19 protein-coding genes and 1 pseudogene are annotated in these 25,777 nt (G+C 68.0%); 14 read left to right on the top strand and 6 right to left on the bottom strand.

Annotated elements, in window-relative coordinates; translation table 11 throughout:
- From AC1DFC_RS22980 to AC1DFC_RS22940, 9 genes and pseudogenes are all read left to right on the top strand, one after another.
- Positions 1 to 261 (top strand): annotated as a pseudogene (locus AC1DFC_RS22980) (TorF family putative porin); the annotation flags it as partial.
- 64 nt (positions 262 to 325) lie between these two features.
- Positions 326 to 664 (top strand): P-II family nitrogen regulator, encoded by a 339-nt coding sequence (gene glnK, locus AC1DFC_RS22975; RefSeq protein WP_007833403.1) that lies wholly within the window; start codon positions 326 to 328, stop codon positions 662 to 664.
- Between the two features lie 29 nt (positions 665 to 693).
- Positions 694 to 2,118, top strand: a complete 1,425-nt coding sequence (locus AC1DFC_RS22970; protein WP_007833397.1) for an ammonium transporter — start codon at positions 694 to 696, stop codon at positions 2,116 to 2,118.
- A gap of 213 nt (positions 2,119 to 2,331) precedes the next feature.
- Positions 2,332 to 3,264, top strand: coding sequence for an SMP-30/gluconolactonase/LRE family protein (locus tag AC1DFC_RS22965; protein WP_007833394.1), 933 nt, complete (start codon positions 2,332 to 2,334; stop codon positions 3,262 to 3,264).
- A gap of 121 nt (positions 3,265 to 3,385) precedes the next feature.
- Positions 3,386 to 4,270: a LysR substrate-binding domain-containing protein gene (locus AC1DFC_RS22960; protein WP_478180056.1), complete on the top strand. Its 885-nt coding sequence runs from the start codon at positions 3,386 to 3,388 to the stop codon at positions 4,268 to 4,270.
- A 141-nt stretch (positions 4,271 to 4,411) separates the two neighbouring features.
- Positions 4,412 to 5,914 carry an FAD-linked oxidase C-terminal domain-containing protein gene (locus AC1DFC_RS22955; protein ID WP_478180055.1) on the top strand — a complete coding sequence of 501 codons (1,503 nt, stop codon included), beginning with the start codon at positions 4,412 to 4,414 and terminating at the stop codon, positions 5,912 to 5,914.
- A gap of 309 nt (positions 5,915 to 6,223) precedes the next feature.
- Positions 6,224 to 7,333 carry a glycolate oxidase subunit GlcE gene (gene glcE, locus AC1DFC_RS22950; protein WP_478180054.1) on the top strand — a complete coding sequence of 370 codons (1,110 nt, stop codon included), beginning with the start codon at positions 6,224 to 6,226 and terminating at the stop codon, positions 7,331 to 7,333.
- Positions 7,334 to 7,346: 13 nt separating this feature from the next.
- Positions 7,347 to 8,579: a glycolate oxidase subunit GlcF gene (glcF, locus tag AC1DFC_RS22945; RefSeq protein WP_007831693.1), complete on the top strand. Its 1,233-nt coding sequence runs from the start codon at positions 7,347 to 7,349 to the stop codon at positions 8,577 to 8,579.
- A gap of 90 nt (positions 8,580 to 8,669) precedes the next feature.
- Positions 8,670 to 9,104 (top strand): hypothetical protein, encoded by a 435-nt coding sequence (locus tag AC1DFC_RS22940; RefSeq protein WP_007831692.1) that lies wholly within the window; start codon positions 8,670 to 8,672, stop codon positions 9,102 to 9,104.
- Positions 9,105 to 9,117: 13 nt separating this feature from the next.
- Here the strand turns inward: AC1DFC_RS22940 and AC1DFC_RS22935 are convergent, their stop codons facing one another.
- The 3 genes from AC1DFC_RS22935 to AC1DFC_RS22925 form a co-directional block, all read right to left on the bottom strand.
- Entirely contained in the window at positions 9,118 to 11,487 is a 2,370-nt protein-coding gene (locus tag AC1DFC_RS22935) for a CHASE2 domain-containing protein (RefSeq protein ID WP_478180053.1), read from the bottom strand.
- 14 nt (positions 11,488 to 11,501) lie between these two features.
- Positions 11,502 to 12,782 carry a FecR family protein gene (locus tag AC1DFC_RS22930; protein WP_478180052.1) on the bottom strand — a complete coding sequence of 427 codons (1,281 nt, stop codon included), beginning with the start codon at positions 12,780 to 12,782 and terminating at the stop codon, positions 11,502 to 11,504.
- 142 nt (positions 12,783 to 12,924) lie between these two features.
- Entirely contained in the window at positions 12,925 to 13,662 is a 738-nt protein-coding gene (locus tag AC1DFC_RS22925; protein ID WP_007831689.1) for a response regulator transcription factor, read from the bottom strand.
- A gap of 306 nt (positions 13,663 to 13,968) precedes the next feature.
- Here AC1DFC_RS22925 and AC1DFC_RS22920 point away from each other — a divergent pair, with 306 nt between their 5' ends.
- From AC1DFC_RS22920 to AC1DFC_RS22910, 3 genes are read left to right on the top strand one after another with little or no spacing between them, the layout of a single operon-like run.
- Complete coding sequence (locus AC1DFC_RS22920) at positions 13,969 to 19,599, top strand: ESPR-type extended signal peptide-containing protein (RefSeq protein WP_478180051.1); 5,631 nt, start codon at positions 13,969 to 13,971, stop codon at positions 19,597 to 19,599.
- Between the two features lie 20 nt (positions 19,600 to 19,619).
- Entirely contained in the window at positions 19,620 to 20,480 is an 861-nt protein-coding gene (locus AC1DFC_RS22915) for an OmpA family protein (protein ID WP_478180050.1), read from the top strand.
- A 3-nt stretch (positions 20,481 to 20,483) separates the two neighbouring features.
- Positions 20,484 to 20,936, top strand: coding sequence for a hypothetical protein (locus tag AC1DFC_RS22910; RefSeq protein ID WP_413333047.1), 453 nt, complete (start codon positions 20,484 to 20,486; stop codon positions 20,934 to 20,936).
- Between the two features lie 4 nt (positions 20,937 to 20,940).
- Here AC1DFC_RS22910 and AC1DFC_RS22905 read toward each other — a convergent pair whose 3' ends face one another.
- From AC1DFC_RS22905 to lplT, 3 genes are all read right to left on the bottom strand, one after another.
- Entirely contained in the window at positions 20,941 to 21,429 is a 489-nt protein-coding gene (locus AC1DFC_RS22905) for a glutathione peroxidase (RefSeq protein WP_007831681.1), read from the bottom strand.
- A 9-nt stretch (positions 21,430 to 21,438) separates the two neighbouring features.
- The gene (locus AC1DFC_RS22900; protein WP_413315940.1) at positions 21,439 to 22,332 is read right to left on the bottom strand and encodes a DMT family transporter; all 894 of its coding nucleotides are present in this window, start codon (positions 22,330 to 22,332) and stop codon (positions 21,439 to 21,441) included.
- 112 nt (positions 22,333 to 22,444) lie between these two features.
- Positions 22,445 to 23,749: a lysophospholipid transporter LplT gene (gene lplT, locus AC1DFC_RS22895; RefSeq protein ID WP_478180049.1), complete on the bottom strand. Its 1,305-nt coding sequence runs from the start codon at positions 23,747 to 23,749 to the stop codon at positions 22,445 to 22,447.
- 182 nt (positions 23,750 to 23,931) lie between these two features.
- On the opposite strand from lplT, the gene alr reads away from it, so the two are divergent.
- The gene (gene alr, locus AC1DFC_RS22890) at positions 23,932 to 25,041 is read left to right on the top strand and encodes an alanine racemase (protein ID WP_007831670.1); all 1,110 of its coding nucleotides are present in this window, start codon (positions 23,932 to 23,934) and stop codon (positions 25,039 to 25,041) included.
- Entirely contained in the window at positions 25,038 to 25,760 is a 723-nt protein-coding gene (locus AC1DFC_RS22885) for a hypothetical protein (RefSeq protein ID WP_478180048.1), read from the top strand. The genes alr and AC1DFC_RS22885 overlap by 4 nt, the downstream gene beginning before the upstream one ends.
- The last annotated feature ends 17 nt before the right edge of the window (positions 25,761 to 25,777 follow it).

Raw genomic sequence — 25,777 nt, 5'->3', positions numbered from 1 at the left:
AAGGCGGCCGTCGGCTACACGAACATGTCCAGCGACATCCGCAGCCTGGGCTACAAGAGCTACGTCGACTACAACGTGGGCGCGAGCTACGACTTCGGCAACGGCCTGTCGCTGACCGGTTCGGTGCAAGGCGCCAACAAGAAGAGCTCCTATGTCGCGGTCGCGAACCCGGGCATCGACCTGGGCTTCGGCCCCTTCGGCCAGACGACCTACTCGCCCAACAAGGCGCGCTTCATCCTGACGCTGACGAAGACGCTGTAAATAAAACAACGAGGTGCGGCCCAAGCTGCCGCACCATTTCATTTCCATCCGAAGGAGAAAACTCATGAAGCTGGTCACAGCCATCATCAAACCGTTCAAGCTCGACGAGGTGCGCGAAGCACTGTCGGCCATCGGCGTGCAGGGGATCACCGTCACCGAGGTGAAGGGCTTCGGCCGCCAGAAGGGCCACACCGAGCTCTACCGCGGCGCGGAGTACGTGGTCGATTTCCTGCCCAAGGTCAAGATCGAGGCGGCCGTCTCGGACGACCTCGTCGACCGCGTGATCGAGGCCGTCGAAGGCGCGGCACGCACCGGCAAGATCGGCGACGGCAAGATCTTTGTCTACAACCTCGAACAAGTCGTTCGCATCCGCACCGGCGAAACGGGCCGCGAAGCCCTCTGATCGAGTCCAGGCCCGAAAGAACAACGATTATGAAAAAACTGCTTGTCTCTCTTGCGTTCGGTTTGAGTGTGCTGGCTGCCGGCACCACCGCCCTTGCACAAACGCCCGCGGCCACGGCCGAGGCGCCCGCTGCTTCGGCATCCGCACCCGCGGCGGCTGCCCCTGCGGCAGCGCCCGCCGCTGCTGCGGCCGCCGCCGCCCCCGCGGCGCCCGCAGCCGCACCGGCTCCGAAGATCGACTCCGGCGACACCGCCTGGATGCTGACTTCGACGCTTCTCGTGATCCTGATGACCATCCCCGGCCTCGCGCTGTTCTATGGCGGCCTGGGCCGCTCGAAAAACATGCTGTCGGTGCTGATGCAGGTCTTCGTGATCTTCTCGCTGATCAGCATCCTGTGGGCCGTCTACGGCTACAGCCTGGCCTTCTCGGGCGACGGCAACTTCCTGGGGACCTTCGACAAGATCTTCATGAAGGGCATCACGCAGGAGACCTTCGGCGCGCTGACCACGATCCCCGAATACGTGTTCGTCGCCTTCCAGGGCACCTTCGCAGCCATCACCGTGGCGCTGATCGTCGGCGCCTTCGCAGAGCGTGCCAAGTTCTCGGCCGTGCTGCTGTTCTCGGTGCTGTGGTTCACCTTCAGCTACGTGCCGATCGCCCACATCGTGTGGGGCGGCGGCCTGCTGGGCAAGGACGGAGCGCTGGACTTCGCCGGCGGCACCGTGGTGCACATCAACGCCGGTGTGGCCGGCCTGGTCGGTGCCTACATGGTCGGCAAGCGCGTCGGCTACGGCAAGGAAGCGTTCACGCCTCACTCGCTCACGCTCACCATGGTCGGCGCTTCGCTGCTGTGGGTCGGCTGGTTCGGCTTCAACGCCGGCTCGGCCGGTGCTGCCAACGCCGTCGCCGGCCTGGCCTTCATCAACACGGTGCTCGCCACCGCTGCCGCGGCGCTGTCGTGGATCCTGGGTGAGAGCCTGCACAAGGGCAAGGCCTCGATGCTGGGTGCCGCGTCCGGCGCCGTGGCCGGCCTCGTGGCCGTCACGCCGGCAGCCGGCTTCGTCGGCCCGATGGGTTCGATCGTGCTCGGCCTGCTGGCCGGCCTGGTCTGCCTGTGGGGCGTGGGCGGCCTGAAGCGCATGCTCGGCGCGGACGACGCGTTCGACGTGTTCGGCGTGCACGGCGTGGGCGGCATCCTGGGTGCCATCCTGACCGGCGTGTTCGCGGCCAAGGGCCTCGGCGGCACCGGCGGCGCAACGCCCGACACCTTCGCGATGGGCGCACAGGTCTGGATCCAGATCAAGAGCGTGGCGCTCACGGTCGTGTGGTCCGGCGTGGTGGCCTTCATCGCCTACAAGATCGCCGACCTGACCCTCGGCCTGCGTGTGTCGGAAGAAGAAGAGCGCGAAGGCCTCGACATCTCCTCGCACGGCGAGACCGCATATAACAGGTAAACCCCCAGGCTACGCGCACTTCGTGTCGCTACGCCAACCCCCTTGCGGGGGGCAACACCAGCGGCCCGGCAAAGCCGGTTCCGCGGTGTTCGCCGATTGAAGAAAAAGTTTTCAAGCGAGGTCTCCTTTGGATGTTCAGCCCGCGAGCGCTCCGGCGCCAGCGGGCTTTTTTTTGCCCGCCGCCGCGATGGCCGGGGGCACAATCGCGACACCATGTGGACCTCCATCGAAGACAGCCTCTGCGAGCTCGGCGAGTCGCCGTTCTGGCACCCGGAAGAACGCTCGCTCTACTGGCTCGACATTCCCGGGCGTGCCGTGCTGCGCACGCGCGGCGACATCGGCTCGCCGGAGGCGAAGGTAGAGCGATGGCCCTTGTCCACCGAGCCCGGCTGCATGGCGCCGGCGCGCAGCGGCGGCCTCGTGATCGCATTGCGCGACGGCATCTACCGCGCGCGCCAATGGGGTGGCGAATTGGTCGCGATGGCGCGCGTGGAGCATGACGTGAGCACCATGCGCTTCAACGACGGCAAGTGCGATGCGCTGGGCCGCTTCTGGGCCGGCTCGATCAACGAGGCCAAGGACCGTGCCAATGCCGCGCTCTATTGCCTCGACGCACGCAGCAACACCGGCATCTCGCCGACCATCACGCAGATGGCCAACCAGGCCACCACCGCCAACGGCCTCGCGTTCTCGCCCGACGCCCGCACGCTCTATTGGGCCGACACCCCCGCACACGTGGTGCGCGCGTGGGACTGGGACGCCGAGGGCAACTCGCTCTCGCACGCCCGCGTGTTCCAGCAGTTCGACGCCAAGCCCGAGGGCTGGTCGCCAGACTCGCTGCTGCGCTACGGGGGGCGCCCCGACGGTGCCACCATCGACGCCGAAGGCCACTACTGGGTGGCGATGTTCGAAGGCGCGCAGCTGCTGCGTTTCTCGCCCTCGGGCCAGCAAGTGGCGGCCGTGCCGGTGCCCGTCCAGTGCCCGACCATGCCCTGCTTCGGCGGCGACGACCTGAAGACGCTGTTCGTCACCAGCGGCCGCAAGGGTCGGCCCGCCGCCGAGATCGAGCAGCGGCCGGCCTCGGGCACGGTGATCTCGATGCAGGTCGAGACGCGAGGGTTGCCTGTGAACTTCTTCGAGGACTGATTGGCGTGAAGCGCGTTGTTCGGGTGCGATCACGCCGACGGGGGACATTCGCGGAGGGGAGTACCCGGTGTCCTGTGCACGCGCCCAGAACGCGATCGTCCCGCAAAGAAGCTAAGACGCCATGGCTGCGCAGCACATCCCCCCGATCCAATGCCTGCTGACCTTCGAGGCCGTCGCAAGGTTGCGGCACGCGGGCCGCGCGGCCGACGAGCTGTGCGTCACGCCCAGCGCGGTGAGCCACCGCATCCGCCAGCTCGAATCGCACGTCGGCTTCAAGCTCTTCGGCCGCAGCGACTTCAGCCTCACGGCAGACGGCGCGGCCTACCTCGCCAACGTGCGCACGGGGCTCGCCGCGCTGCAGGCCATGCCGCTCGGCGCCAACGCCGCGCAGCGCGCCACCCGCCTGCGCATTGCCGTCACGCCCACCTTCAGCCGGCAGTTCCTCATGCCCCGACTGGAGCTGTTCCGCAACATCTACCCCGACATCGAGCTGGTGCTGCAGGTGTCGATCCCGCTGCTCGACGTGACGGCCGAGCAGGCCGACCTCGAAGTGCGCTACGGCCCCGGCGGGTATGCCGACTGCGAGCACCGGCTGTTGCTCGAGGAGCAGGTGGTGCCCGCGTGCAGCCCCAGCTATCTCAACGAGTTCGGGCCGTTCACGGGTTTTCGCACCGCGGCCGAGATCGCCAGCGCGCGGCTGATCCGCAGCCCGCTCGAACCCTGGGGCACCTGGTTCGCGAGCTGCGGGCTCGACCAGCCCGAGCCGAACATCGGCGCGCAGTTCAACGACCTGGGACTCGTGTACGACGCCGCCGCCAGCGGCTTCGGCATTGCGCTGGTGCGGCAGAAGATGGGCGCCGCGTGGTTCGAATCGGGCCGGCTGGTCGCGCTGTCCGAGCAGGCCGTGCCGTCGCCGCACCGCCACTACATCTGCTGGCAGCCGGGCACGCTGGAGCGCTGGGAGTGCGCGGCCTTCACCGATTGGCTGGAACAGAGCCTGCGCTGAAGAACCAATCACCACGTTCGCGAAGTTCTTTCAAGCGCCCGGCAAAAATCCGTCAACCCAGGGCCGCCGCAATTCCGTAGAGTGCGTGAAATAAACCCCGAGACATCCCGCGAGCAGAAGAAAGCAGAAAGAGGTCGCCGCATGAATGCGCCGCTCACCCCCACGCAGCACGATTCGCTGCAGAAAACGCAGCGCCAGTCCGAAGTGGTGCGCGCGCTGCAGGCGCATCTGCCCGCCCACGCGCTGATCTGGCAGGCCGAAGACACCACGCCCTACGAGTGCGACGGCCTCACCGCCTACCGCGCCCGCCCGCTGGTGGTGGCCCTGCCCGAGACCGAGGCGCAGGTGGCCGCCGTGCTCAAGGCCTGCCACCAACTCGGCGTGCCCGTGGTGGCGCGCGGCGCGGGCACCGGGCTCTCGGGCGGCGCCATGCCGCACACCATGGGCGTGACCATGTCGCTGGCCAAGTTCAACCGCATCCTGAAGATCGATCCGGTGAGCCGCACGGCCGTCGTGCAGTGCGGCGTGCGCAACCTCGCCATCAGCGAGGCGGCCGCGCCTTTCAACCTGTACTACGCACCCGACCCGTCGAGCCAGATCGCTTGCACCATCGGCGGTAACGTCGCCGAGAACTCGGGCGGCGTGCACTGCCTGAAGTACGGCCTGACGCTGCACAACGTGCTGCGCGTGCGCGGCTTCACGGCCGAGGGCGAGTCCATCGAGTTCGGTAGCGAGGCGCTCGACGCGCCGGGGCTCGACCTGCTCGCGCTGGTCATCGGCAGCGAAGGCATGCTGGCCGTGACCACCGAGGTCACCGTCAAGCTCGTACCGAAACCGCAGCTCGCGCGCTGCATCATGGCCAGCTTCGACGACGTGCGAAAGGCCGGCGACGCGGTGGCTGCGGTGATCGCGGCCGGCATCATCCCGGCGGGCCTGGAGATGATGGACAAGCCCATGACCGCCGCCGTCGAAGACTTCGTGCGCGCGGGCTACGACCTCGACGCGGCGGCCATCCTGCTGTGCGAATCCGACGGCACACCCGAAGAGGTCGAGGAAGAAATCGGCCGCATGACCGCCGTGCTGCGCGGCTGCGGCGCTACCGCCATCGCGTGCAGCAACAGCGAGGAAGAGCGCATGAAGTTCTGGAGCGGGCGCAAGAACGCGTTCCCCGCCTCGGGCCGCATCAGCCCCGACTACATGTGCCTCGACTCGACCATTCCGCGCAAGCGGCTCGCGGACATCCTGCTGGCCATCCAGCAGATGGAGAAGAAATACAACCTGCGCTGCTGCAACGTGTTCCACGCGGGCGACGGCAACCTGCATCCGCTGGTGCTGTTCGATGCCAACGACCCCGACGAGCTGCACCGTTGCGAACTGTTCGGCGCCGACATCCTCGAGACCAGTGTCGCGATGGGCGGCACGGTATCGGGCGAGCACGGCGTAGGCGTGGAGAAGCTCAACAGCATGTGCGTTCAGTTCACAGCGGCCGAGAACGAGCAGATGTTCGGCGTGAAGCGCGCCTTCGATCCCGAGGGTATGTTGAATCCCGGCAAAGTGATTCCCACACTGCAGCGCTGCGCCGAGTACGGCAAGCAGGTGGTGCGCGGGGGGAAGTTGCAGCATCCGGATCTGCCGAGGTTCTGACATGGCGACCGGTTTTAACCCGTGGGTTCATTCGGGGCGCGATCACGCCGACGGGATACCTTGCTCCGCGAATGTCCCCCGGCCTTCGGCCTCCTCCTTTATTTCGCTGCGCAAGGCACCCCGCCGGCGTGATCGATCAGAGCACTTGTTGATCGGCCAGCACAAGAGCAGCGCTCGTTGTGCACAGGGCGCCGGGTGCTCCCCGCAGCGAAATAAAGGAGGAGCCGAAGGCGGGGGACATTCGCGGAGGGGAGTACCCGGTGGCCTGTGCACGCACCCCGAACAACAGCACTCACGATGGACCGCCAGATGAGTACCGACACAGCACTCCACCAGATCATCGAGCGCATTCGTACTGCAGCCGCAGCCAGCACACCGCTGTGCATTCGCGGCGGCGGCACCAAGGATTTCTACGGCGAGGCGCCGCATGGCGAGGTCTTGAGCACAGCCGACCTCACCGGCATCACGAGCTACGAACCAAGCGAGCTGGTCGTCACCGCGCGCGCCGGCATGCCGCTCGCGGAACTGGAAGCGGCGCTTGCAGAAAAAGGCCAATGCCTGCCGTTCGAGCCACCACGCTTCGGCAGCAACGGCACCGTCTGCGGCATGGTCGCGGCCGGCCTCAGCGGACCCGCGCGCGCGAGCGTCGGCGCGGTGCGCGACTACGTGCTCGGCGCCACGCTGGTCAACGGCCGCGGCGAGCTGCTGACCTTCGGCGGGCAGGTGATGAAGAACGTCGCGGGCTACGACGTTTCGCGCGTGCTGGCCGGTTCGCTCGGCACGCTGGGCGTGATCGCCGAAGTGAGCCTCAAGGTACTGCCTGTCGCGCCTGCCGAGGCCACGCTAGCATTCGCCTGCGGCCAGGCCGATGCGCTGCGCCTGCTCAACGAATGGGGCGGGCGGCCGCTGCCGCTGAATGCGAGCTGCTGGTTTGAATACGAAGGCGCGGGTGCGCTTTACCTGCGCCTGCGCGGCGCCGCGGCCGCCGTGGAAGCCGCATGCACACACCTCGGCGGCGAGCGCAAGAACAACGCGCGTGCCGCCGCCGAATGGCAATCGCTGCGCGACCAGCAACTGCCGTGGTTCGCCACCGGCGAAGGCACGGACGCGCTCTGGCGCCTGTCGGTGCCGCAGACCGCGCCGGTGCTCTCGCTCGACGGCGCCGCGCCCTTGATCGAATGGCACGGCGGCCAGCGCTGGTACAAGGCGCGGCCCGATCAGGCCGCGCGCATCCGCGAGATCGCGCGCGCCGCGGGCGGTCACGCCACGCTGTTCCGCCTGCCCCGGTCGGACACCCAAGGCAAGGTCCCGCGCTTCGACGCGTTGAGCGCGCCCGTCGAACGCATCCAGCGCGCGCTGATGCGCGAGTTCGATCCGCACGGCCTCTTCAACCGCGGCCGCCTGCTCGCCTCCACGTAGAACAAGAACCGACATGCAAACCGAGCTCGCCCCCGAATTCCGCGGCACCGACGAAGGCCGCGAAGCCGAAGCCATCCTGCGCAAGTGCGTGCACTGCGGCTTCTGCACCGCCACCTGCCCCACCTACCAGCTGCTCGGCGACGAGCTCGACGGCCCGCGCGGGCGCATCTACCTCATCAAGCAGGTGCTCGAAGGCAAGGCGCCGACGCGCAGCACGCAGCTGCACCTCGACCGCTGCCTGACCTGCCGCAACTGCGAGAGCACCTGCCCGAGCGGCGTGCAGTACGGCAACCTCGTCGACATCGGCCGCAGGATCGTCGACGAGAAGGTGCCGCGCCCCGCGATGGAGTCGGCGCAGCGCTGGCTGCTGAAAGAGGGCCTACCGTCGCCGCTGTTCGGCCCGGCGATGAAGCTCGGCCAGTCGGTGCGCGGCGTCTTGCCCGAGGCGTTGAAAGCCAAGGTGCCCGCCAGGCAGGATGCCGGCGCCTGGCCCACCGCCACGCACGCGCGCAAGGTGCTGATGCTCGCGGGCTGCGTGCAGCCGTCGATGATGCCGAACATCAACAGTGCCACCGCACGCGTGCTCGACGCGGCCGGCATACAGGCGGTGATCGCACCCGAGGCCGGCTGCTGCGGCGCGGTGAAGTTCCACCTCAACGACCAGGACGGAGGCAAGGCGCAGATGCGCGCCAACATCGATGCGTGGTGGCCTTTCGTGGAGCGCAACGAGGTGGAGGCCATCGTGATGAACGCTTCGGGCTGTGGTGTCACCGTGCGCGAGTACGGCCACATCCTGCAGCACGACGCGGCCTACGCGCTGAAGGCAGCACGCATCGGCGAGCTCACGCGCGACCTGAGCGAATTGCTGCCGGACCTCGTGCCTGCTCTGAAGGCCCGCGTGCGCGCGCCGCAGGGCGTGGTGGCCTACCACCCGCCGTGCACGCTGCAGCACGGCCAGAAGCTGCGCGGCGGCGTCGAGACGCATCTGCGCGCGCTGGGCTTCGACATCCGCGTGGCAATGAATGAATCGCACTTGTGCTGCGGCTCGGCCGGCACCTACTCGGTGCTGCAGCCCGAGCTGGCCTATCCGCTGCGCGACCGCAAGCTCGGCCACCTGGAGCAGCTGCAGCCGAGTGTCATCGCCTCGGCCAACATCGGCTGCATCACGCACCTGCAAAGCGGCAGCCGGGAGACGCCCGTGCGGCACTGGGTGGAACTGCTGGACGCGGCGCTGGCGGCGGCCTGATCGCACACCGAAGAGCGCTCTGGTCCGACTCGCGCCATGGCAATTCGCGCCGCATCATGGCAGCACCGATTTTTCCAAGGAGCAAGCCTCATGTCTTCTGTTCAAGCAGCTTCCATCGTTCCGAAGAAGCACCTGCGGCACGCCCTGCTGGCGCTGGCTTGCGCGGCCGCTGCCGTTGGCGTGCAAGCCCAGTCGGCCATGCCGCAATGGAAGGGCGAGGGCGCGGTGCGCTATGTCTGCGGCGGCATCGGCTCGGACGAATCGACCGCGATGCGCGCGGCCATGAAGGAGCATCCGCTGGCGCTGCTCTTCGCGCGCTCCGACGGTGCCTACCTGACGGATGTCCAGGTCGACATCAAGGGCGCCGACGGCGCGCCTTCGCTGGGCCTGCGCGCCAGCGGGCCGGTCTGCCTGATCGACCTGCCGGCGGGCCGCTACACCATCGACGCTGCCATGGCCGGCAGTGCCAAGAGCCAGACGGTGACGGTGGGCGGCGGTTCGAAGACCGTCGATTTCAGGTTCTGAACTCCCGGTGCGCTCAGGGCGCGCCGCAGCGCAGCGGCAAGCTCAGCCAGAACGTGGTGCCCACGCCCGGTGCACTCTGCGCCTCGATGTGCCCGCCATGCTGCTGCACGACCGCGCGCACCACTGAAAACCCAAGGCCCATGCCGCGTGCGGCGGGCATCGGGGCAGGCGCGGCGGCAGCCTGATCTTCCTTGTGCATGGCAAGGCGCTGGCCGCGCGGCGTGGTCAGCAGGGCCTGCAGTTGCGAAGGTGTCATGCCCGAGCCTTCGTCGCTGACGGTGATGCGAACAACGCCTCCACCGGGGCTCTGGAGATCGGGCATGGCCTCCATGCGCAGGCTCACGCAGCCGCCCTGGCTGCTGTGGCGGATGGCGTTGTTCAGCAGGTTCACGATGGCGCGCGTCAGCAGCGCGCCGTCGGCCCGGATCGTTGTTTCATCGGTTTCGTCGAGCCCTGTCTCCACGCGCACGCCGTGGGTCCGGGCGTAGGGCCACACCTGATCCCGCGCGTCGAGCAGCACCGTGCCGACATGCGTTTCCGCAAAGCGGTAGTCGTTCGACCCGGCCTCGGTGTAGTCCATGAAACCCTCGGCCAGCGCGAGTGTGCATTCCGCTTCCCGGCGGATCGCCCGCAGCAGATCCGCCGGCGCCGGTGCCGCGTCCGTCTCGGCGTCATGCATCGACAACAGGCTGAGGATGGTGATCTGCGGGCTGCGCAGGTCGTGGGACAGAAAGCGCCGCCATTCATCGCGCTGGCGCTGGGCTTCGCGCTCGGCGGTGAGTTCGGGCAGTGCCACCACCCAGCCCCGCTCGTCACGCGCCGCGGCGCCGAAGGGCGCGGCCTCGAACTGGAACACGTGCGCCTCGGTGGTCTGGTATTCGCCGCGCAGGCGCACGGTCCAGTGGGGGTGTTCCGCCGCCATCGCTGCATCGGCTTGCACCGTGGTCGCCAGGGTCGCGAGCAACCTGGGCAGCGACACACCCCTGAGTGCCGCTGCCTCGCCGTCGCGCGAAGGCGGCGCACCGGCGCGCAACAGGCGAAAGGCCGCGGCGTTGCTCGATCCGATGCGCCCGTCTTCGTCGCAGATCAGCATGGCGACGGGCACGGTGTGCATGGCTTCGTCCATCAGCTTCTGCATGCGCTGGACACGGGCAATGGCCCGGTCCAGGGCCTGCTTGGGTTGCTGCGCGGAATCGGCCGCCGCAGGCGCGAGGGCCGGGAGCATCTCGAAGGCGCCGGCCGGAAGCATGTCCAGCACCTGGGCGCGCTCGCGGAGAAAGGCGAACTGAGACTCCAGCCGCCGCCAGCTCCACAGCAGGTAGAGGATGGCGAGCCCCGATATGGGGGCCGCCGGGGGCAGCCACCAGTGCCGCGCGAGCATGGCGGCGATGCTGAGCAGCAGGCAGGTCGCGGCCAGGCTGAAGGCGACCGGCAAGGCGTGGTGCGCCATGCGGATCAGCAGCCACAGCGCGATCCAGATCGGCACCACCGTCCATGCCGCATAGGCGAGTGGCGGCAGCACGCTGATGTTGCGCGCATGAAGCAGGTTGTCGATCGCATTGGCGTGCACCTCGACGCCGGACAGCACGCCCCGGACGCCCGCATGGGGTGCCAGCGTCTGGTCGCCGAGGCCCGGGGCCGTGGCGCCGATGAGCAGCAGCTTGCCCTGCAGCAGCGCATCGGGCACTTCCCCACGCAGTGCGCTCACATACGACACCGTGCGGTAGCTGCCGCGCGGGCCGGCGAACAGCAGGCGCAGCGGGTCCTCGCGCACCCAGGTGCCGGACGATGCCGCTGGGGGATCTTGCGGCGGGACGCGGCCCGTCATGAGCGCCCCCACATAGGGCTGCAGGTGCCCGGCGTATCCCTCGCGCAGGTACAGCGTGCGCGCCACCCCGTCGGAATCCGGCGTCAGGCCCGCATGGCCGACGCCCCTGGCGCGTTCGGCGAATGCCGCGAGCGGCGGCAGGAAGCCCGGCCAGTTCTCGCTCATCGACGCCAACGGCGGGGCATGCAGCAGCGGCAGGTAGACCGGCAGCTTGCCCATGGCTTGCGCCAGCCGCTCGTCATCCCGCGGGTTGATGCTGGGCTCGGTCAGGAAAAGATCCAGCAGCACCGCGCGCGGTGCATGGGGCGCCAGTCGCTCCAGCAGCCGGGCGTGGGTTTCCCTGGACCAAGGCCAGCGGCCGAGTTCGCCCAGGCTGCGTTCGTCGATCGCGATGATCATGATGTCGGGCGTCGCGGTGTGCGATGCAAGGCGCAGCATCCGGTCATGGATCGAGGCATCGATCTGCGTCACGATGGGGCGCTGCGCCAGTCCCAGCATGGCAATGGGTAACAGCAGCGCCATCAACAGCCGTTCGATGACGAGCCGCGTGCGCATTGTGAAGGCCCGGCTCAACGCGCGGGAATGTCGAAGCTTCCGCCGAAGCCCTGCCGGGGGCTCGCGGGTTCAGTGCTGCCCGGCTGCTGCTCGCGCACGCGCCAGTGGTAGCGGCCGCCGACCGCGAAGGGGCCCACCGTCATGCCCGTGGCGTAGACAGCCGGCTCGCTGAGCAGCAGCAGCGAGAAGTCGGCGCTGCGCGAAAGCTCGAAGGCGTAGCGCCGACCGGAAACCCCGGGCCACCGGATCTCGACGCGGCCGTCGGCTATCGGCGTGGCCGTTCCTGCGCTGCTGCCCTGTCCACTTGCACTGGATGGCGGCAGGTAGACCGTGCTGTCGCCCGGCAATCCCTCGAGCTGTGCGGCATCGAAGGCGGTGAGGCGAAGCTGGTAGAAGCCGGGCTCGATTTCGGGCGGCACGGTGAATGCGGGGCCGGTGCCGCGCTGCTCGTGCACCGGCAGCAGGACGCGCTCGTCGCGCGCGAGCTGCAACCGGTAGCCCTTGGCGTTCGCGACCGGCACGAGTTCGAGCGTCCGGTCGCCGCTTCGGGGCCCGGTGGCAGGCAGGAGCTGGGGCGCCGTCAGCAGGGTGCGCGCCTCGGCGCTGCCGTCTTCCAGCAGGACGGCGCCGTGGCCCGCGCGCAGTACGAGGGCAGGAGCTGCAGGCGCTGCGGGCCGCTGCGGGTCTTGTCGTCCTGCCGCGGCGCTCTTGCCGACCGACACTTCGCCTTCGATGACCTCGCTGGCCAGCAAGCCGCCTTCGTCGCGCACGCGGAAATGGGTGCCGCGCACGCCCAGGCCCAGCGACCGCGCACGGATCTCGAACTGCTGGCTGGGCCGCTGCTTCTGGACTTGCGACTCCACGCGCCCTTCGATGAGCCGCAGCCTGACCGTCGCGGCATCGATCGCCAGCACTTCGAGCGCGCTGCGGGAGGGCAGCACGACGCGGCTGCCGCCAGGCAGGCCCAGGGTAACGAAGGCCTCGCCGCCGGTGGTGAGGATGTCGCCCGGCTGGATCGGCATGCCGGGGGAGAGCGCCTGTTCGCCCCCGCTGCCGCCGCGGCGGCGCGAGGCCGCTCCTTCGACTGCCGTCACCACGGCTGCGCCCTCGGGCACGATGCGGCCGTCCGCGAAATGCAGCACCGTGCCGGGTTGCAGCAGGCGAGGCTCGCCGACCTGGTTGCGCTGCTGCACCTCGGGCCAGCGCTGCGGTGCCTGCAGGCGCTGCCCCGTGATGCCCCAGAGTGTTTCGCCGGGCTGCACGACGTGCGGCGTCGGCTGCGACTGTGCGGACACCGCGAATGCAATGAACCATGCGCATGCCACCAGCTGCCTGCACTGCATCGCTTGAGAATCTCCCCTCGTTCCGTGATCGCTCTTTGTCATGTCGGAATCGTTCTGGTTGGCGGGAGCATAGTCCTTGCCCCCTGCGGCACCATCAGGGTTCCTCCTGCCGGGTGGCTTCGAGCCGATAGCCGCGTCCATAGACCGTGCGCAGACTTAGCCCGCGCTCCGCCTCCAGCCCGAGCTTGCTGCGCAAGCGGTAGATGTGGCTGTCCAGCGTGCGCGACGGCAGCTCTTCGCCGCTGTAGCCGGCGCTTTCCAGCAGATGGGCGCGCGACACCACGCCGCCCATGTGCTGGAACAAGACCAGCACCAGCTTGAACTCGCGATCGGTGAGCGCATGCCGCTCGGGCGGTGCGCTGTCCGGCGGAACCGGATGGATCAGCACGTTCTGCGTGAGCCTGTCGAACTCCCATCGGCCGAAGCGCTCCTGGTCCGATTGCGCCACCGGCGAGCGCCTGGCCATCAGGCGCTGCACGCGCGCACGCAACTCCAGCGGGCGGAACGGCTTGACGATGTAGTCGTCGGCGCCGAAGTTCAGCGCCTGCACCACGTCCTGCTCCGAGGTGCGGGAACTGAGCATGAGCACGGGCACCAGGTCGTGCTGCCAGGTGCGCAGCCATTTCAGCAACTCGAGCCCTTCCAGCCCCGGCACGTTCCAGTCGAGCACCAGCAGGTCGAAGCTTTCCCGCCGCAGCACCTGCTGCAGCGCGGCGCCGTCGGTGAAGGCCGTGCACGCCACCGTCGTTTCTCCCACCGTGAACAGCTGCTCCATCGTCCGCACGAGGTGGGACAGCTGGTCGGGGTCGTCTTCGAGGATGGCGATGCGCATGGGGTCCGTTCGTTTGGCGGCGGGATTCTGACAGCGAATCGAAGGACCAAATCTGACGATTTCACACAAACCGCCGCAGTTACTCGAAGGATGCGAACAGTGTAAAAAAAATTCACAAACCGACACGAAAAGTGCCGGCAATTCTGACGAAACCTCGTGGCGTGTCCGCGCCGCGGAACCTCCCTCGACATCATCCGCGCCCTGTGCAGTGCCGGCCGGTGCTGCGATCTCGCAAAAGCCACAGTCTCCCGTGCCCGGTCATGGACGAGGTTGTGCATGCAACCTGATTGATCGAGGAAGACTGAAATGAACAAGACCTATCGGTCTGTGTGGAACGAGGCGCTGAGTGCCTGGGTGGCGGCATCCGAAGTGACCAGGGCGTGCGGCAAGCGCGCCGGCGGCAAGGTGATGGCCGCCGTTCTGTTGGCGGCGGGTGTGCAGGGCGCCGCCTGGGCCGACGTCAAGATCGACAACGCCTCGGGGGCCGTGTGCAGCGCAGTCGGCGCCCCCGCTGTCGGAACTCCTGCATGGACCTGCCAGGTGTCCAACGGCAGCGGTGGCTTTGCCACGATATCGGGCATTGCGACCAGTGCGACGACAGGGGGGCCGGATCTGGCAAGTCTCGCGGGTATTGTTTCCGCGAACGTCGGCGCAGGGGCGATCGTGATCGGGAATACGGAGACCAAGGCGCTCGGCATCGACAGCATTGCCGTCGGCAACAGCGCCACGGCCAGCAAGGACCAAGCTCTGGCCGTTGGCACTGGCGCCAAGGCCGACGGTATCGGCGCAACTGCACTTGGTTCGCGCGCGACGGCCTCTTACACCTCGACGGCCGTTGGTTCCAACGCGGGCTTGAGCAGTGTCGCGGCAGGCAGCGTCTTCGTGGGGAACAACGCGGGTCTCTCGGCCGGTGGGACGAGCGGCGAGGGCCGACACACCTATGTGGGAGTCAATGCTGGCGCGAACAATGCGTCTGGCATTGCCAACACCGCGGTTGGCTATGAGGCAGGGTATAAATCCACCGGAACGTTCATGGCGGCACTGGGCGTCGGTGCGCTGGAACTCAGTAGCGGCGTAGGAAACGTCGGCGTGGGGGTCGATGCCGGCGGCGGCCGAACCGGCAACAACAATGTTTCCATAGGACGGCTTGCGGCGGCTGCAGCCATTGGTACGTCTGCCGGTAACAACACGGTTGCCATTGGCTATAACACCATTCTGTGGGGCGACGATGGTGTAGCGATTGGCGCCAATGGGTTCGCCCAGCGAAGGGCGGTCGCTTTGGGCGTCAATGCGCGGGCCGAGGGTACTGATTCAGTCGGTATCGGTTCCAACGCGAAGACGACGGGCCAAATGGCAATCGGCATTGGCAGTGGCGCGCAGGCAGGAACCTACGCGATTGGCATCGGTGTCGGCGCGCAGGCTCTGGGCCAAAAGTCAATCAGCATCGGCTTTGCCAACGTGGTGTCGGGCGCCAACAGCGGCGCCATCGGCGACCCCAGCGTCATCGATGGCGCCAACAGCTACAGCGTGGGCAACAACAACACGCTGGGCGCAGGCGCCACCAACACCTTCGTGCTGGGCAACGGCGTCAACATTCAGGTCGCGAACGCCACGGCGCTGGGCAACGCGACGAGCGTGACGGTGGCCGACGGCGTGGCGCTGGGCAGCGGCTCGGTGGCCAGCGTGGACAAGGGTGTGGCGGGCTACGTGCCGGCAGGCGCCGGTGCTACCCAGACGGCAGCCATTGGTGCGACCACCGGAACGTCGGGCGCAGTGAGCATTGGCGGCAATGGGCGATACCGCCAGATCACCAACGTGGCGGCCGGTGCGGCCGACAGCGACGCGGTCAACGTGAGCCAGCTCAAGGCGGTGTCCAGCGCGGCGGCGGCAGGGGCCGTGCACTACTACAGCGTCAAATCGACCGACCAGAGTGCCGGCAGCAACTATGCCAACGACGGCGCCACGGGCGTCAATTCAATGGCTGCCGGCGTGGGGGCAACAGCAGCGACGCAGGGTTCCGTTGCGATCGGACACGGCGCCAAGACGATCCTGTCTCCTGCTTCTGTCGGCGGTATCGCGATCGGGGAATCCGCGACGGCAATGGGTTCGAATATCGCCATCGGACAAAGGGCGGGCGAATCTTCCACCTCAAGCAACAGCTACTTCATCGGTGAATCGGCGGGCCAGGGATCCAGCACGAACGGATCGATCGCGGTTGGGTACCAAGCAGCTTCGCGATCGACAGCGACCACCAGCTCCTTTTTTGGTGCGAACGCGGGCAGCGACTCCTCGGGCTACGGACTGGCCGGTTTTGGGACCTTCGCGTTGGAAGGAAGCCAGGGGGATTCAAATGCAGGCTTCGGCTATTCGGCGGGCAGTTCTTCGACCGGATCCAGCAATTCGTCCTTTGGTAGCGGCGCAGGCACGTCCGTCACGGGGAACTCCAATGTTGCGATTGGAGACTCCTCGGGCGGTGGCGTGAAGGGCGACTACAACTTTGCAGGAGGCTATGCGTCAGGCTACGGAAGCACCGGCAGTCGCAACGTCGCAATCGGCTATTTCGCGAACGTCGATGAAGCGACTGCTGCTGGTGTCACGGCCAACGATGTTGTCGCCATCGGATCCAGAGCATTGGCCGGCAAGGACAGCGCCATAGCGATCGGCACCAGCGCAAAAGCCACAGGCCTGCAGTCCATCAGCATCGGCACCGGCAACGTGGTCGGCGGCGATCATTCGGGCGCCATCGGCGACCCCAGCATCATCAACGGCGCCAACAGCTACAGCGTCGGCAACAACAACACCATTGGCGCCACCACCAGCGATGCTTTCGTGCTGGGCAACAACGTCCACCTGGGCGCCGATGCGGCCGGCGCCACGACCGCCAGCGTCAGCGGGGCCGTGGCGCTGGGCAGCGACACCAGCGTGACGCAGCCTGGCGGCGTGGCACTGGGGCAGGGGTCGGTGGCAAGCACGGCAGCGGGCATCGCGCCCTACGTTCCACCGAGCGCCGCCGCGGCACAGGCCAGCGCCATCACCTCAACCACCGGCACACTGGCGGCCGTCAGCGTGGGCGACGCGGCCAACGGCAAGTTCCGCCAGATCACCGGCGTGGCCGCCGGCGCCGCCGACAGCGATGCGGTCAACGTGAGCCAGCTCAAGGCGGTGTCCAGCGCGGCGGCGGCGGGCGCGGTGCACTACTACAGCGTGAACGACGGGGGCACGCAGCAGGGCAACTACAGCAATGGCGGCGCCACCGGACTGAACAGCCTGGCGGCGGGCGTGAATGCGACGGCGGAGGCCGCCAATTCGGTTTCCATGGGCAACGGCGCGAGCGTGGGAGCTATCGCCACCGGCGGCATCGCCATCGGCACGGGCGCGTCGGTGTCGGGGACCGTTTCCACGGGTGCGACCACGCCTTCGACGTTCTACTCGTCGATCGCCATCGGCAACAACGCGAAGTCGCATGACGCGCAGGAAGTGGTCATCGGCACCAATGCAGGTTTGAACGCCACCATGCTGGCGCAGCCGGGCTACCTGTCCGACAGCGTGATGGTCGGGGCGCAGGCGGGCACCAACTCGAAGTACCAGTATGCGACCTTCATCGGCCAGGAGGCCGGGCGCAATACCAACGGTGTCCACAACACCGCTGTCGGCCAGAACGCGATGCGTTTCATGGACGGCAGCGCCAACACGGCGCTGGGCAGCAATGCGCTGGCATCGGCCAATGCTTCGGGTCTCAATCCGGCGTCGGGGTCCAGCAATACGGGCATCGGTTCCGGGGCCGGGGTCAGCCTGCAAGGCAGCGGAAATGCCTACCTGGGCGCCTCAGCGGGGGCGGGCACGATCGGCAGCAACAATGTAGCCAGCGGCAATAGCGCCGGGGCTTCCGTCGAAGGCAGCGGCAACGTCGCGAGCGGCTACGTCGCCGGCAACAACGTGACCGGCAGCAACAATGTCGCGAGCGGCTTCCTGACGGGCATCAACGTGACCGGCGACTACAACATCGCCAGCGGTTTCATGGCCGGTACGGGCATCACCGCCAATGACACCGTGGCCATTGGCTCGCAAGCGCGGGCCTCTCAGAACAGCGCTATCGCCATCGGCAACGGCGCCCGTGCGAACGGCCTCCAGTCGATCAGCATCGGCACCGGCAACCAGGTCAATGGCGCGCATTCCGGCGCCATCGGCGACCCCAGCTATATCGACGCCGACGACAGCTACGCCATCGGCAACAACAACACCATCGCGGTCGGCGCCAACCAGAGCTTCGTGCTCGGCAACAACGTCACGGTGGCCAACGCCAACAACGTGGTGCTCGGCAACGACAGCGCCGACAAGGCGGCCGTGCAGGTCAGCAGCGCCACGGTGCCGGGCGTGATCGCCACGCTCAATCCGGACGGCTCGGTCAGCTATGCGCCGGGGCCGTCCATCACCTACGGCAACTTTGCCGGCACCGCCGCGGGCGTGGTGAGTGTGGGCGCCCCCGGCGCCGAGCGGCAGATCGTCAACGTCGCGCCGGGCGAGATCAGCAGCACCAGCACGGATGCCATCAACGGCAGCCAGCTGTACGCGGTCGCCAGCACCGTCAATGCGCTGGGCGGCAGCATCACCACCATCGTCAACAACGCGCAGACGCACTACTACAGCGTGAACGACGGCGGCACCAGGCAGGGCAACTACGACAACAGCGGCGCGAGCGCGGCCAACAGCATTGCTGTCGGCGCGGGGGCGAGCGTCGGCTCCGGCGCGGTCAATTCGCTGGCCGTGGGCACCAATGCCAGTGCCACCACCGCCAACAGCGTGGCCGTGGGCCCGAACGCCACCGCCAGCACCGACAACAGCGTGGCGCTCGGCGCGGGCTCGACCACCGCCGCGGCCACGCCCATGGCCAGCACCACCATCCAGGGACAGACCTACGACTTCGCCGGCGCCGCGCCGGTGGGCGTGGTCAGCGTCGGCGCGCCAGGGGCCGAGCGCCAGATCCAGAACGTGGCGGCCGGCCAGATCAGCGCCACCAGCACGGACGCGATCAACGGCAGTCAGCTCTATGCAACCAACCAGGCCATCAACAACATCCAGGTCGGCGGTGCAGGCATCAAGTACTTCCACGCCAACTCGCAGGCCGCGGACTCGCAGGCTGCCGGCGCGGAGAGCGTGGCCATCGGGCCGCAGGCGATCGCGCTGGGCAACAGCGCCTTTGCGGGCGGCAGCGGCGCGCAGGCGAATGGCGCAAGCAGCATCGCGCTGGGCGCGAATGCCATCGCCACCACCAGCAGCGGCGTGGCCCTTGGCAGCGGTGCATCGGCCGATCGCGCCGGCATGAACGGCCAGCGCGAGATGTTCTCGAACGTCTCGGTGCTGTCCGCGCAGGGCGCGGTGTCGGTGGGCAGTGCAGGCAACGAGCGCCAGATCACCAACGTCGCGGGCGGCACGCAGGCCACCGATGCGGTGAACGTGCGCCAGCTGCAGGCGGTGCAGGCCGGCAGCGTGCGCTACGACACGAACGTGGATGGCAGCGTCAACTACAACAGCGTGACGATGGGCAACGGCAGCGCCGCCGGGCCGGTGGCGGTGCACAACGTGGCGCCGGGCGTGGCGCCCACCGATGCCGTCAACGTGCAGCAGCTGAACCAGTCCAGCGCGGCCAACACGGCCTACACCGATGCGCGCGTCAACGCGCTCGGCAGCGACATCCGGGGCGTCGCGCGCAATGCCTACGCCGGCGTGGCCGCCGCCATGGCGGTGCAGATGCCCGGCACCTACGTGCCCGGCAAGACGGTGATGCGCATCGGCTATGGCGTCTTCAAGGGCGAGAGCGCGGTGGGCGTGAGCTTCCGCCGCACCTCGGAGAACAACGCATGGAGCCTGACGGGCGGCGTGGGCATGAGTCGCGCGGGAGCGGCCGCCACGGTCGGCGCCGAGTGGGTCTTCAATTGAGCGCGGGGAGAAGAGAAATCATGAATCGAACGATCTGTGGAACTGCACTGGCAGCGGCAATGCTGATGCTCCAGGGCTGTGCCTCGCCGGGCGCCGCCATCGACAAGGACGCGCAGGCGCGCGTCGCATCGGAACGGTTGGAGGCGCCAAAGCCCGAGGACTTTCCGGACCTTGGCAGCGCCAGGTGGAAGCAGGGCGCCTTTCCCGGCACCGACGCGTTCGCACGCATGCGCACCGGCATGGGCAAGGACCAGGTGCGCGAACTGCTGGGCTGGCCGCACTTCAGCGAAGGACTCTGGGGCGTGCGCGAGTGGAACTACATCTTCCACTTCCGCACGGGCAAGAGCGCCGACTATGTGACCTGCCAGTACATGGTGCGCTTCAGCGGCGACGGCGTGTCGACGGGCGGCTGGTGGAAGAACCCCGACTGCGCCTTGCTCGCGCAGCCGCCGGCGGCTACGCCGATTCCGGCCAGCACCAGGCTGGCGCCGCCGCAGAAGGTCACGTTGAATGCCGACGGCCTGTTCCGCTTCGACGGCTCTTCGCTGTCGGACCTTCTCCCCGATGGACAGGTGCGCATCGAGCGGCTGGCCGCCGAGCTGCGGGGCAACTTCAGGTCGCTGCACTACATCGTGGTGACGGGGCACACTGACCGGCTCGGCAGCGACGCCTACAACGAGGCGCTGTCGCTCGCCCGCGCCAACACCGTGCGCGATCTGCTGGTGAAGCAGGGCATCGACGGCAAGCTGATCCGCGCCGCGGGCATGGGCAAGCGCCAGCCGGTGGTCAGCGATTGCGAGGGCACGCGCAGTTCGCCGGCCCTGCTGCGCTGCCTGCAGCCGAACCGCCGCGTCGAGATCGACGTCGCCGGGGAGCAGTAGCCTGTGAACGCATCCTGGATCCCCAGGGAGTATCGGATTGCCCTGGTGGATTCGGATGCGCTGCAGCGCATCTGCACCTCCAATTCGCTGTCGGTCCTGGGCGCGGACAGCGCGCCTTTCGGCCGGATGTCCGAACTGGTAGCGGCGATCCGCGCAGGGCATCAGTTCGACGCCGTCATCATCGGGATCCATGCGGACGCCGCGAAGACGATCTCAAAGCTGTCCGACGTGGAGGATGCCGCGGGCCGGCCGCTTCCGGTGCTGTATGTCGTCCATCACACCGAGCTGCAGATCGTGCATCGGCTGCCTGCGCAGGTGCTGGCGCAGGAGTCGTTCCGGCTGCTGCCTTCGCCGGTCGACGAGGATGCGCTGATCGAGTGGCTGAACGCGCTGGACCGGCGCGATGGCCGGGATGGGCGGCACGCAGGCATCGGGTTCCTGCGCGTCGGGCCTTGATGAATCAGCCCGCCGCCAGCGCCGCCTCCACATCGCGCGTCAGCGAGGCCGGCGTGTCCAGCGGCGCGTAGCGCTTGAGCACGGTGCCGTCGCGCCCGATGAGGAACTTGGTGAAGTTCCACTTGATGGCCGTGCTGCCCAGCAGGCCCGGCTTTTCCTTGGTGAGCCACTGGTACAGCGGCGCGGCGTTGCTGCCGTTCACGTCGATCTTCTCCATCATCGGGAAGCTCACGCCGTAGTTCGTGGTGCAGAAGGCGCCGATTTCCTCGTTGGTGCCCGGGTCCTGCGCGCCGAACTGGTTCGACGGAAAGCCCAGCACCGCGAGCCCCTGGTCGGCGTACTTCTCGTGCAGCGCCTCCAGCCCCGCGAACTGCGGCGTGAAGCCGCATTTGCTGGCGGTGTTGACGATCAGCAGCACCTTGCCCTTGAAGGCGGAGAGCTTTACCGGCTTGCCGTCGATCCGGTTGGCCTCGAAGTCGTAGACGCTGGTCATGCTGTTTCCTCAGGTGGGGGAAGAGGCGCGATCATCACTCCGCCCGGGCGTTCGTGCAAACGCCGACCAGACGGCGCCCAGCACGATCAGCGCGCCGCCGGCGAGGATGCGCGGCTCCATCGTGGCCGCGCCGAGCGCCACCGACGACACGCTCGCGAACAGCACCTCCGACAGCATGATCACCGAGGTCGCGGCGGCCGGGAGCCGGGCCGCGCCGTACTGCAGGCACACGTTGGCGAAGACGAAGCCGGTGCCCAGCAGCACGGCCCAGCCGAGCCAGCCCGGCGAGGCGTGCAGCGGCGAATCGAACGCGCCGAGCGCGGTGCCGCCCAGCGCCGCGGCGCCGGCCACGAAGGCGCAGCCGCAGAACATCGACAGCGCGCGCGACTCGCCCGGCGCCTGTCGCAGGTGGCGCAGCGCGATGTTGGTGACGGCAAAGCTGAAGCCCGCCGCCATGCCCAGCCAGTCGGGCAGGCTCGACGGCACCGGCCATTCGGTGCCGGGCGCCTTCAGCACCACCACCACGCCGGTGAGCGCCAGCGCCACGCGCGCCAGCGCGCCGCCGGTCGGCCGCTCGCCCAGCAGCAGCCAGCCCAGCAGCACGCTCCACAGCGGCATCAGGTAGAACAGCAGCACCACGCGCACCACGTCGCCTTGCGTCACGGCCCAGTTGAATCCCACGTTGGTGAAGCCGGCCGCGAGGCCCAGCAGTGCCAGCATCGGAAAGGCAATGAAACCTTTCCACGCGTGCCGTCGCAAAAGCCCCATCGCGGCGGCGATGACCAGGTAGATCAGGCAGGTGGTCCACAGCGGATGCAGGCCGTGGCTCGCGATCTGTCGAAACGGAAACCACGAAACGCCCCAGACGAAGGCGTTGAAGACGAGCGCGAGAGCTGCTTGCATTGGAGCGGAAATTTTCGTGGGGCACCGAGGAACCGGCTTTGCCGGGCCCCTGGTGTCGCCCCCGGCGAGGGGGAAGGCGCAGCGACACGAAGTGCGCGCAGCCTGGGGGAGGTCAATGATGCTTGTCGCTGCGGGCGATGGCCAGCAGATGCTCGATCTCTTCCGGGTATTTCTTCAGGTTGCTGCCGTACCAGTATTTGATGAGCCACATGCATCCCGCCACCACGAGGCCGAACGCACTGATCGCGCCGTACGCCGAGAGGCCGAGGCCCGTGCACACGCTGTAGAAGCCGCCGAGCAGGAGAATGCAGGCCTGCTCGTTGAAGTTCTGCACCGCGATGGAGCGGCCCGCGCCCATCAGGTTGTGGCCGCGGTGCTGCAGCAGCGCATTCATCGGCACCACCAGGAAACCGCCCAGGCCGCCCAGCAGGATCAGGAACGGCACCGCCAGCCACACGTTGCCGATGAAGTTCATGCAGATCACCATCAGTCCCATCGCGATGCCCATGGGGATCACCCGCGTGGCCATGTCCAGCCGCATGCGCATCGAGGCCACGATCGCGCCCACGGCCGTGCCGATGGTCACCACGCCCGTCAGCGCCGAGGCCTGCGTGGTGTTGTAGCCCAGGGCCAGCGAGGCCCAGGCCAGCACGATGTACTTGAGGTTGCCGCCCGCGCCCCAGAACAGCGTGGTGGTGGCCAGCGAGATCTGGCCAAGGCGGTCGCGCCACAGGCGGGCGTTGCAGTGCCAGAAGTCGGGCAGCAGCGCGGCGATGTTGCGCGCCAGGCCCTGTTCGGGGTTGGAGCGCAGCGGGCGCATCTCGACGCCGGTGTGCGGGATGCGCGTGTTGAACCATGCTGCCAGCACGTAGACAAAGATCAGCACCGAGATCGCGGCCTCGGCCGGTGAGTCGATGCCGGTGTCGATGAACGGGAGGTCGAAGGCCAGCAGTTTGCTGGAAATGGCATGCCCCACCAGCGAGCCGCCGAGCACGATGCCCAGCAGGATCGACGCGATGGTCAGTCCTTCGATCCAGCCGTTGGCCTTCACCAGTTGGGATGCCGGCAGCAGCTCGGTCAGGATGCCGTACTTTGCCGGCGAATACGCCGCGGCGCCGAGCCCCACGATCGAATACGACAGCAGCGGATGCGAGCCGAACAGCATCATCAGGCAGCCCACCACCTTGATGGCATTGCTGATGAACATCACCTTGCCTTTGGGCAAGGCGTCGGCAAAAGCGCCCACCAGCGGTGCCAGCACCACATAGAAGACCGCGAAGATAGGCACCAGGGCTGCGCGCTGCCATTCGGGCGCACCCGAACTTCGCATGAGGTCGACCGCAACAACGAAAAGCGCTTGGTCGGCCAGCGACGAAAAGAACTGGGCCGACATGATCGTGTAGAAACCGCGCTTCATCGATGGGCTGGCTGGCCAGAGGGGTCTGCTGGCGGTAGTGAAAAAGTGTTGCGCTGCGGGCGAATGGGCGGTTATAGCATGGGGGTGGGGCACGGAATTAGGGATCCCTACGGTGTTCAACCCCATTCCCGAAGATGCTAAAACGTGGTCTGCATTGTCCCCGAGTCTTCCCCGGAATTCCCATGCCGCGTCCCATTCTCGCCACCGTCCATACCGGCGCCCTGCGTCACAATCTCGAACGGGCGCGTCGCTCGGCCCTCGAGGCCCGCGTCTGGGCCGTCGTCAAGGCCAATGCCTATGGCCATGGCATCGAGCGGGTCTATGAAGGCTTGCGGGGCGCCGATGGCTTCGCGCTGCTCGACCTGGCCGAGGCCGAGCGCGTGCGCGCACTCGGTTGGCGCGGCCCGGTGCTGCTGCTCGAAGGTGTGTTCGACGCCCGCGACCTGGAGCTGTGCTCGCGGCTGGACCTCTGGCACACCGTGCACTGCGACGAGCAGATCGACATGCTCGCCGCCCACAAGACCCTGAAGCCGCAGCGCGTGTTCCTGAAGATGAATTCGGGCATGAACCGCCTGGGCTTCACGCCCGAGCGCTTCGGCTCCGCCTGGACCCGCCTGAACGCGCTGACGCAGGTCGACGAGATCTCGCTGATGACCCACTTCAGCGACGCCGACGGCGCGCGCGGCATCGCCCACCAGCTCGCGACCTTCGAGCGCGCCACGCGCGACCTGCCGGGCGAGCGCTCCATCGCCAACAGTGCCGCCACGCTGCGCCATGCCGAGCAGACGCGCGGCGACTGGGTGCGCCCCGGCATCCTGCTGTACGGCAGCGCGCCCGATTTTCCCGAGCACGATGCGGCGCACTGGCAGCTGCAGCCCACCATGACGCTGTCGACCCAGATCATCTCGGTGCAGACGCTGAAGGCCGGTGACACCATCGGCTACGGCTCCAGGTTCACGGCGCAGGGGCCGCTCACCATCGGCATCGCGGCGGTCGGCTATGCCGACGGCTATCCGCGCCACTGCGACAGCGGCACGCCGGTGCTGGTGAACGGCGTGCGCACCCACATGGTCGGCCGCGTGAGCATGGACATGATCACTGTCGACCTCACGAACGTGCCCGACGCGAAGTTCGGCAGCGAGGTCACGCTGTGGGGCAAGTCCGCGAAGACCGGCGCGGTGCTTCCCATCGACGAGGTTGCGAAGGCCGCGGGCACCATCGGCTACGAACTCATGTGCGCCGTGGCGCAGCGCGTGCCTTTCGCCGATCCGGCCCCCACCGAAGGCCGATGAAGATCCTTTCCGACTGGCGCTCCGTGCGCCTGTGGGAAACGCAGGTCGAACGCGACCTGCACCGCAGCTACAGCCTGCGCACGCACGGCATCCTGATCGGCACGTTCACGATGCTGCTGATGTGGGGCGTGTCGGCGCTGCAGATGCACCTGCTGCATGTGCACTCGCTGGCGGTGCGCTACCTCCTCACGCTGGGCGTGGGATACCTCGGCTATCTGCTGGTGCTGCGCTGGTGGGCCAGGCGCCTGGTGGAGGGCCGCGAGGTGGACGCCAACGTCGATGCGCCCGATCTGGACTTCGGCGGTGGTTCCCAAAGCCATGCGAGCGCCGGCGACGGCAGCGGCCTGTCCGACGTGGCGAGCGGCGCGCTCGACATCGCGGGCGGGGCGGACGAAGGCGCAGTCATCGTCGTGCCGGTGATCGCCATCTTCCTGATCTGCGCGGCCGTCGTGCTCGGCGCCGGTTCGCTCGTGCTGCTGTACTTCGGCTGGGACGCGCTGCTGGCCGTGGCCATCGAGGTCGCGTTCTCGTACGTGTCGGCCCGCGCCGCGGTGCGCGTGGCGCGCGAGGGCTGGCTCATGGCGGCCGTGCGGCTCACATGGAAGCCGCTGCTGGGCGCGGTGGTCTGCGCGGTGGCCCTGGGCGCGCTGCTCGACCACTTCATGCCGCAGGTCGACTCCCTGCCCGAGGCGGTGCGCGTCCTGCTGAAGAAGCACTGAGCACCGAGCGCGAGCAG

The organism is Variovorax sp. 10L421 (assembly GCF_056395365.1).
The sequence above is the reverse complement of the archived record's forward strand: the minus strand, read 5'-3'. Positions and strand labels throughout refer to the sequence as shown.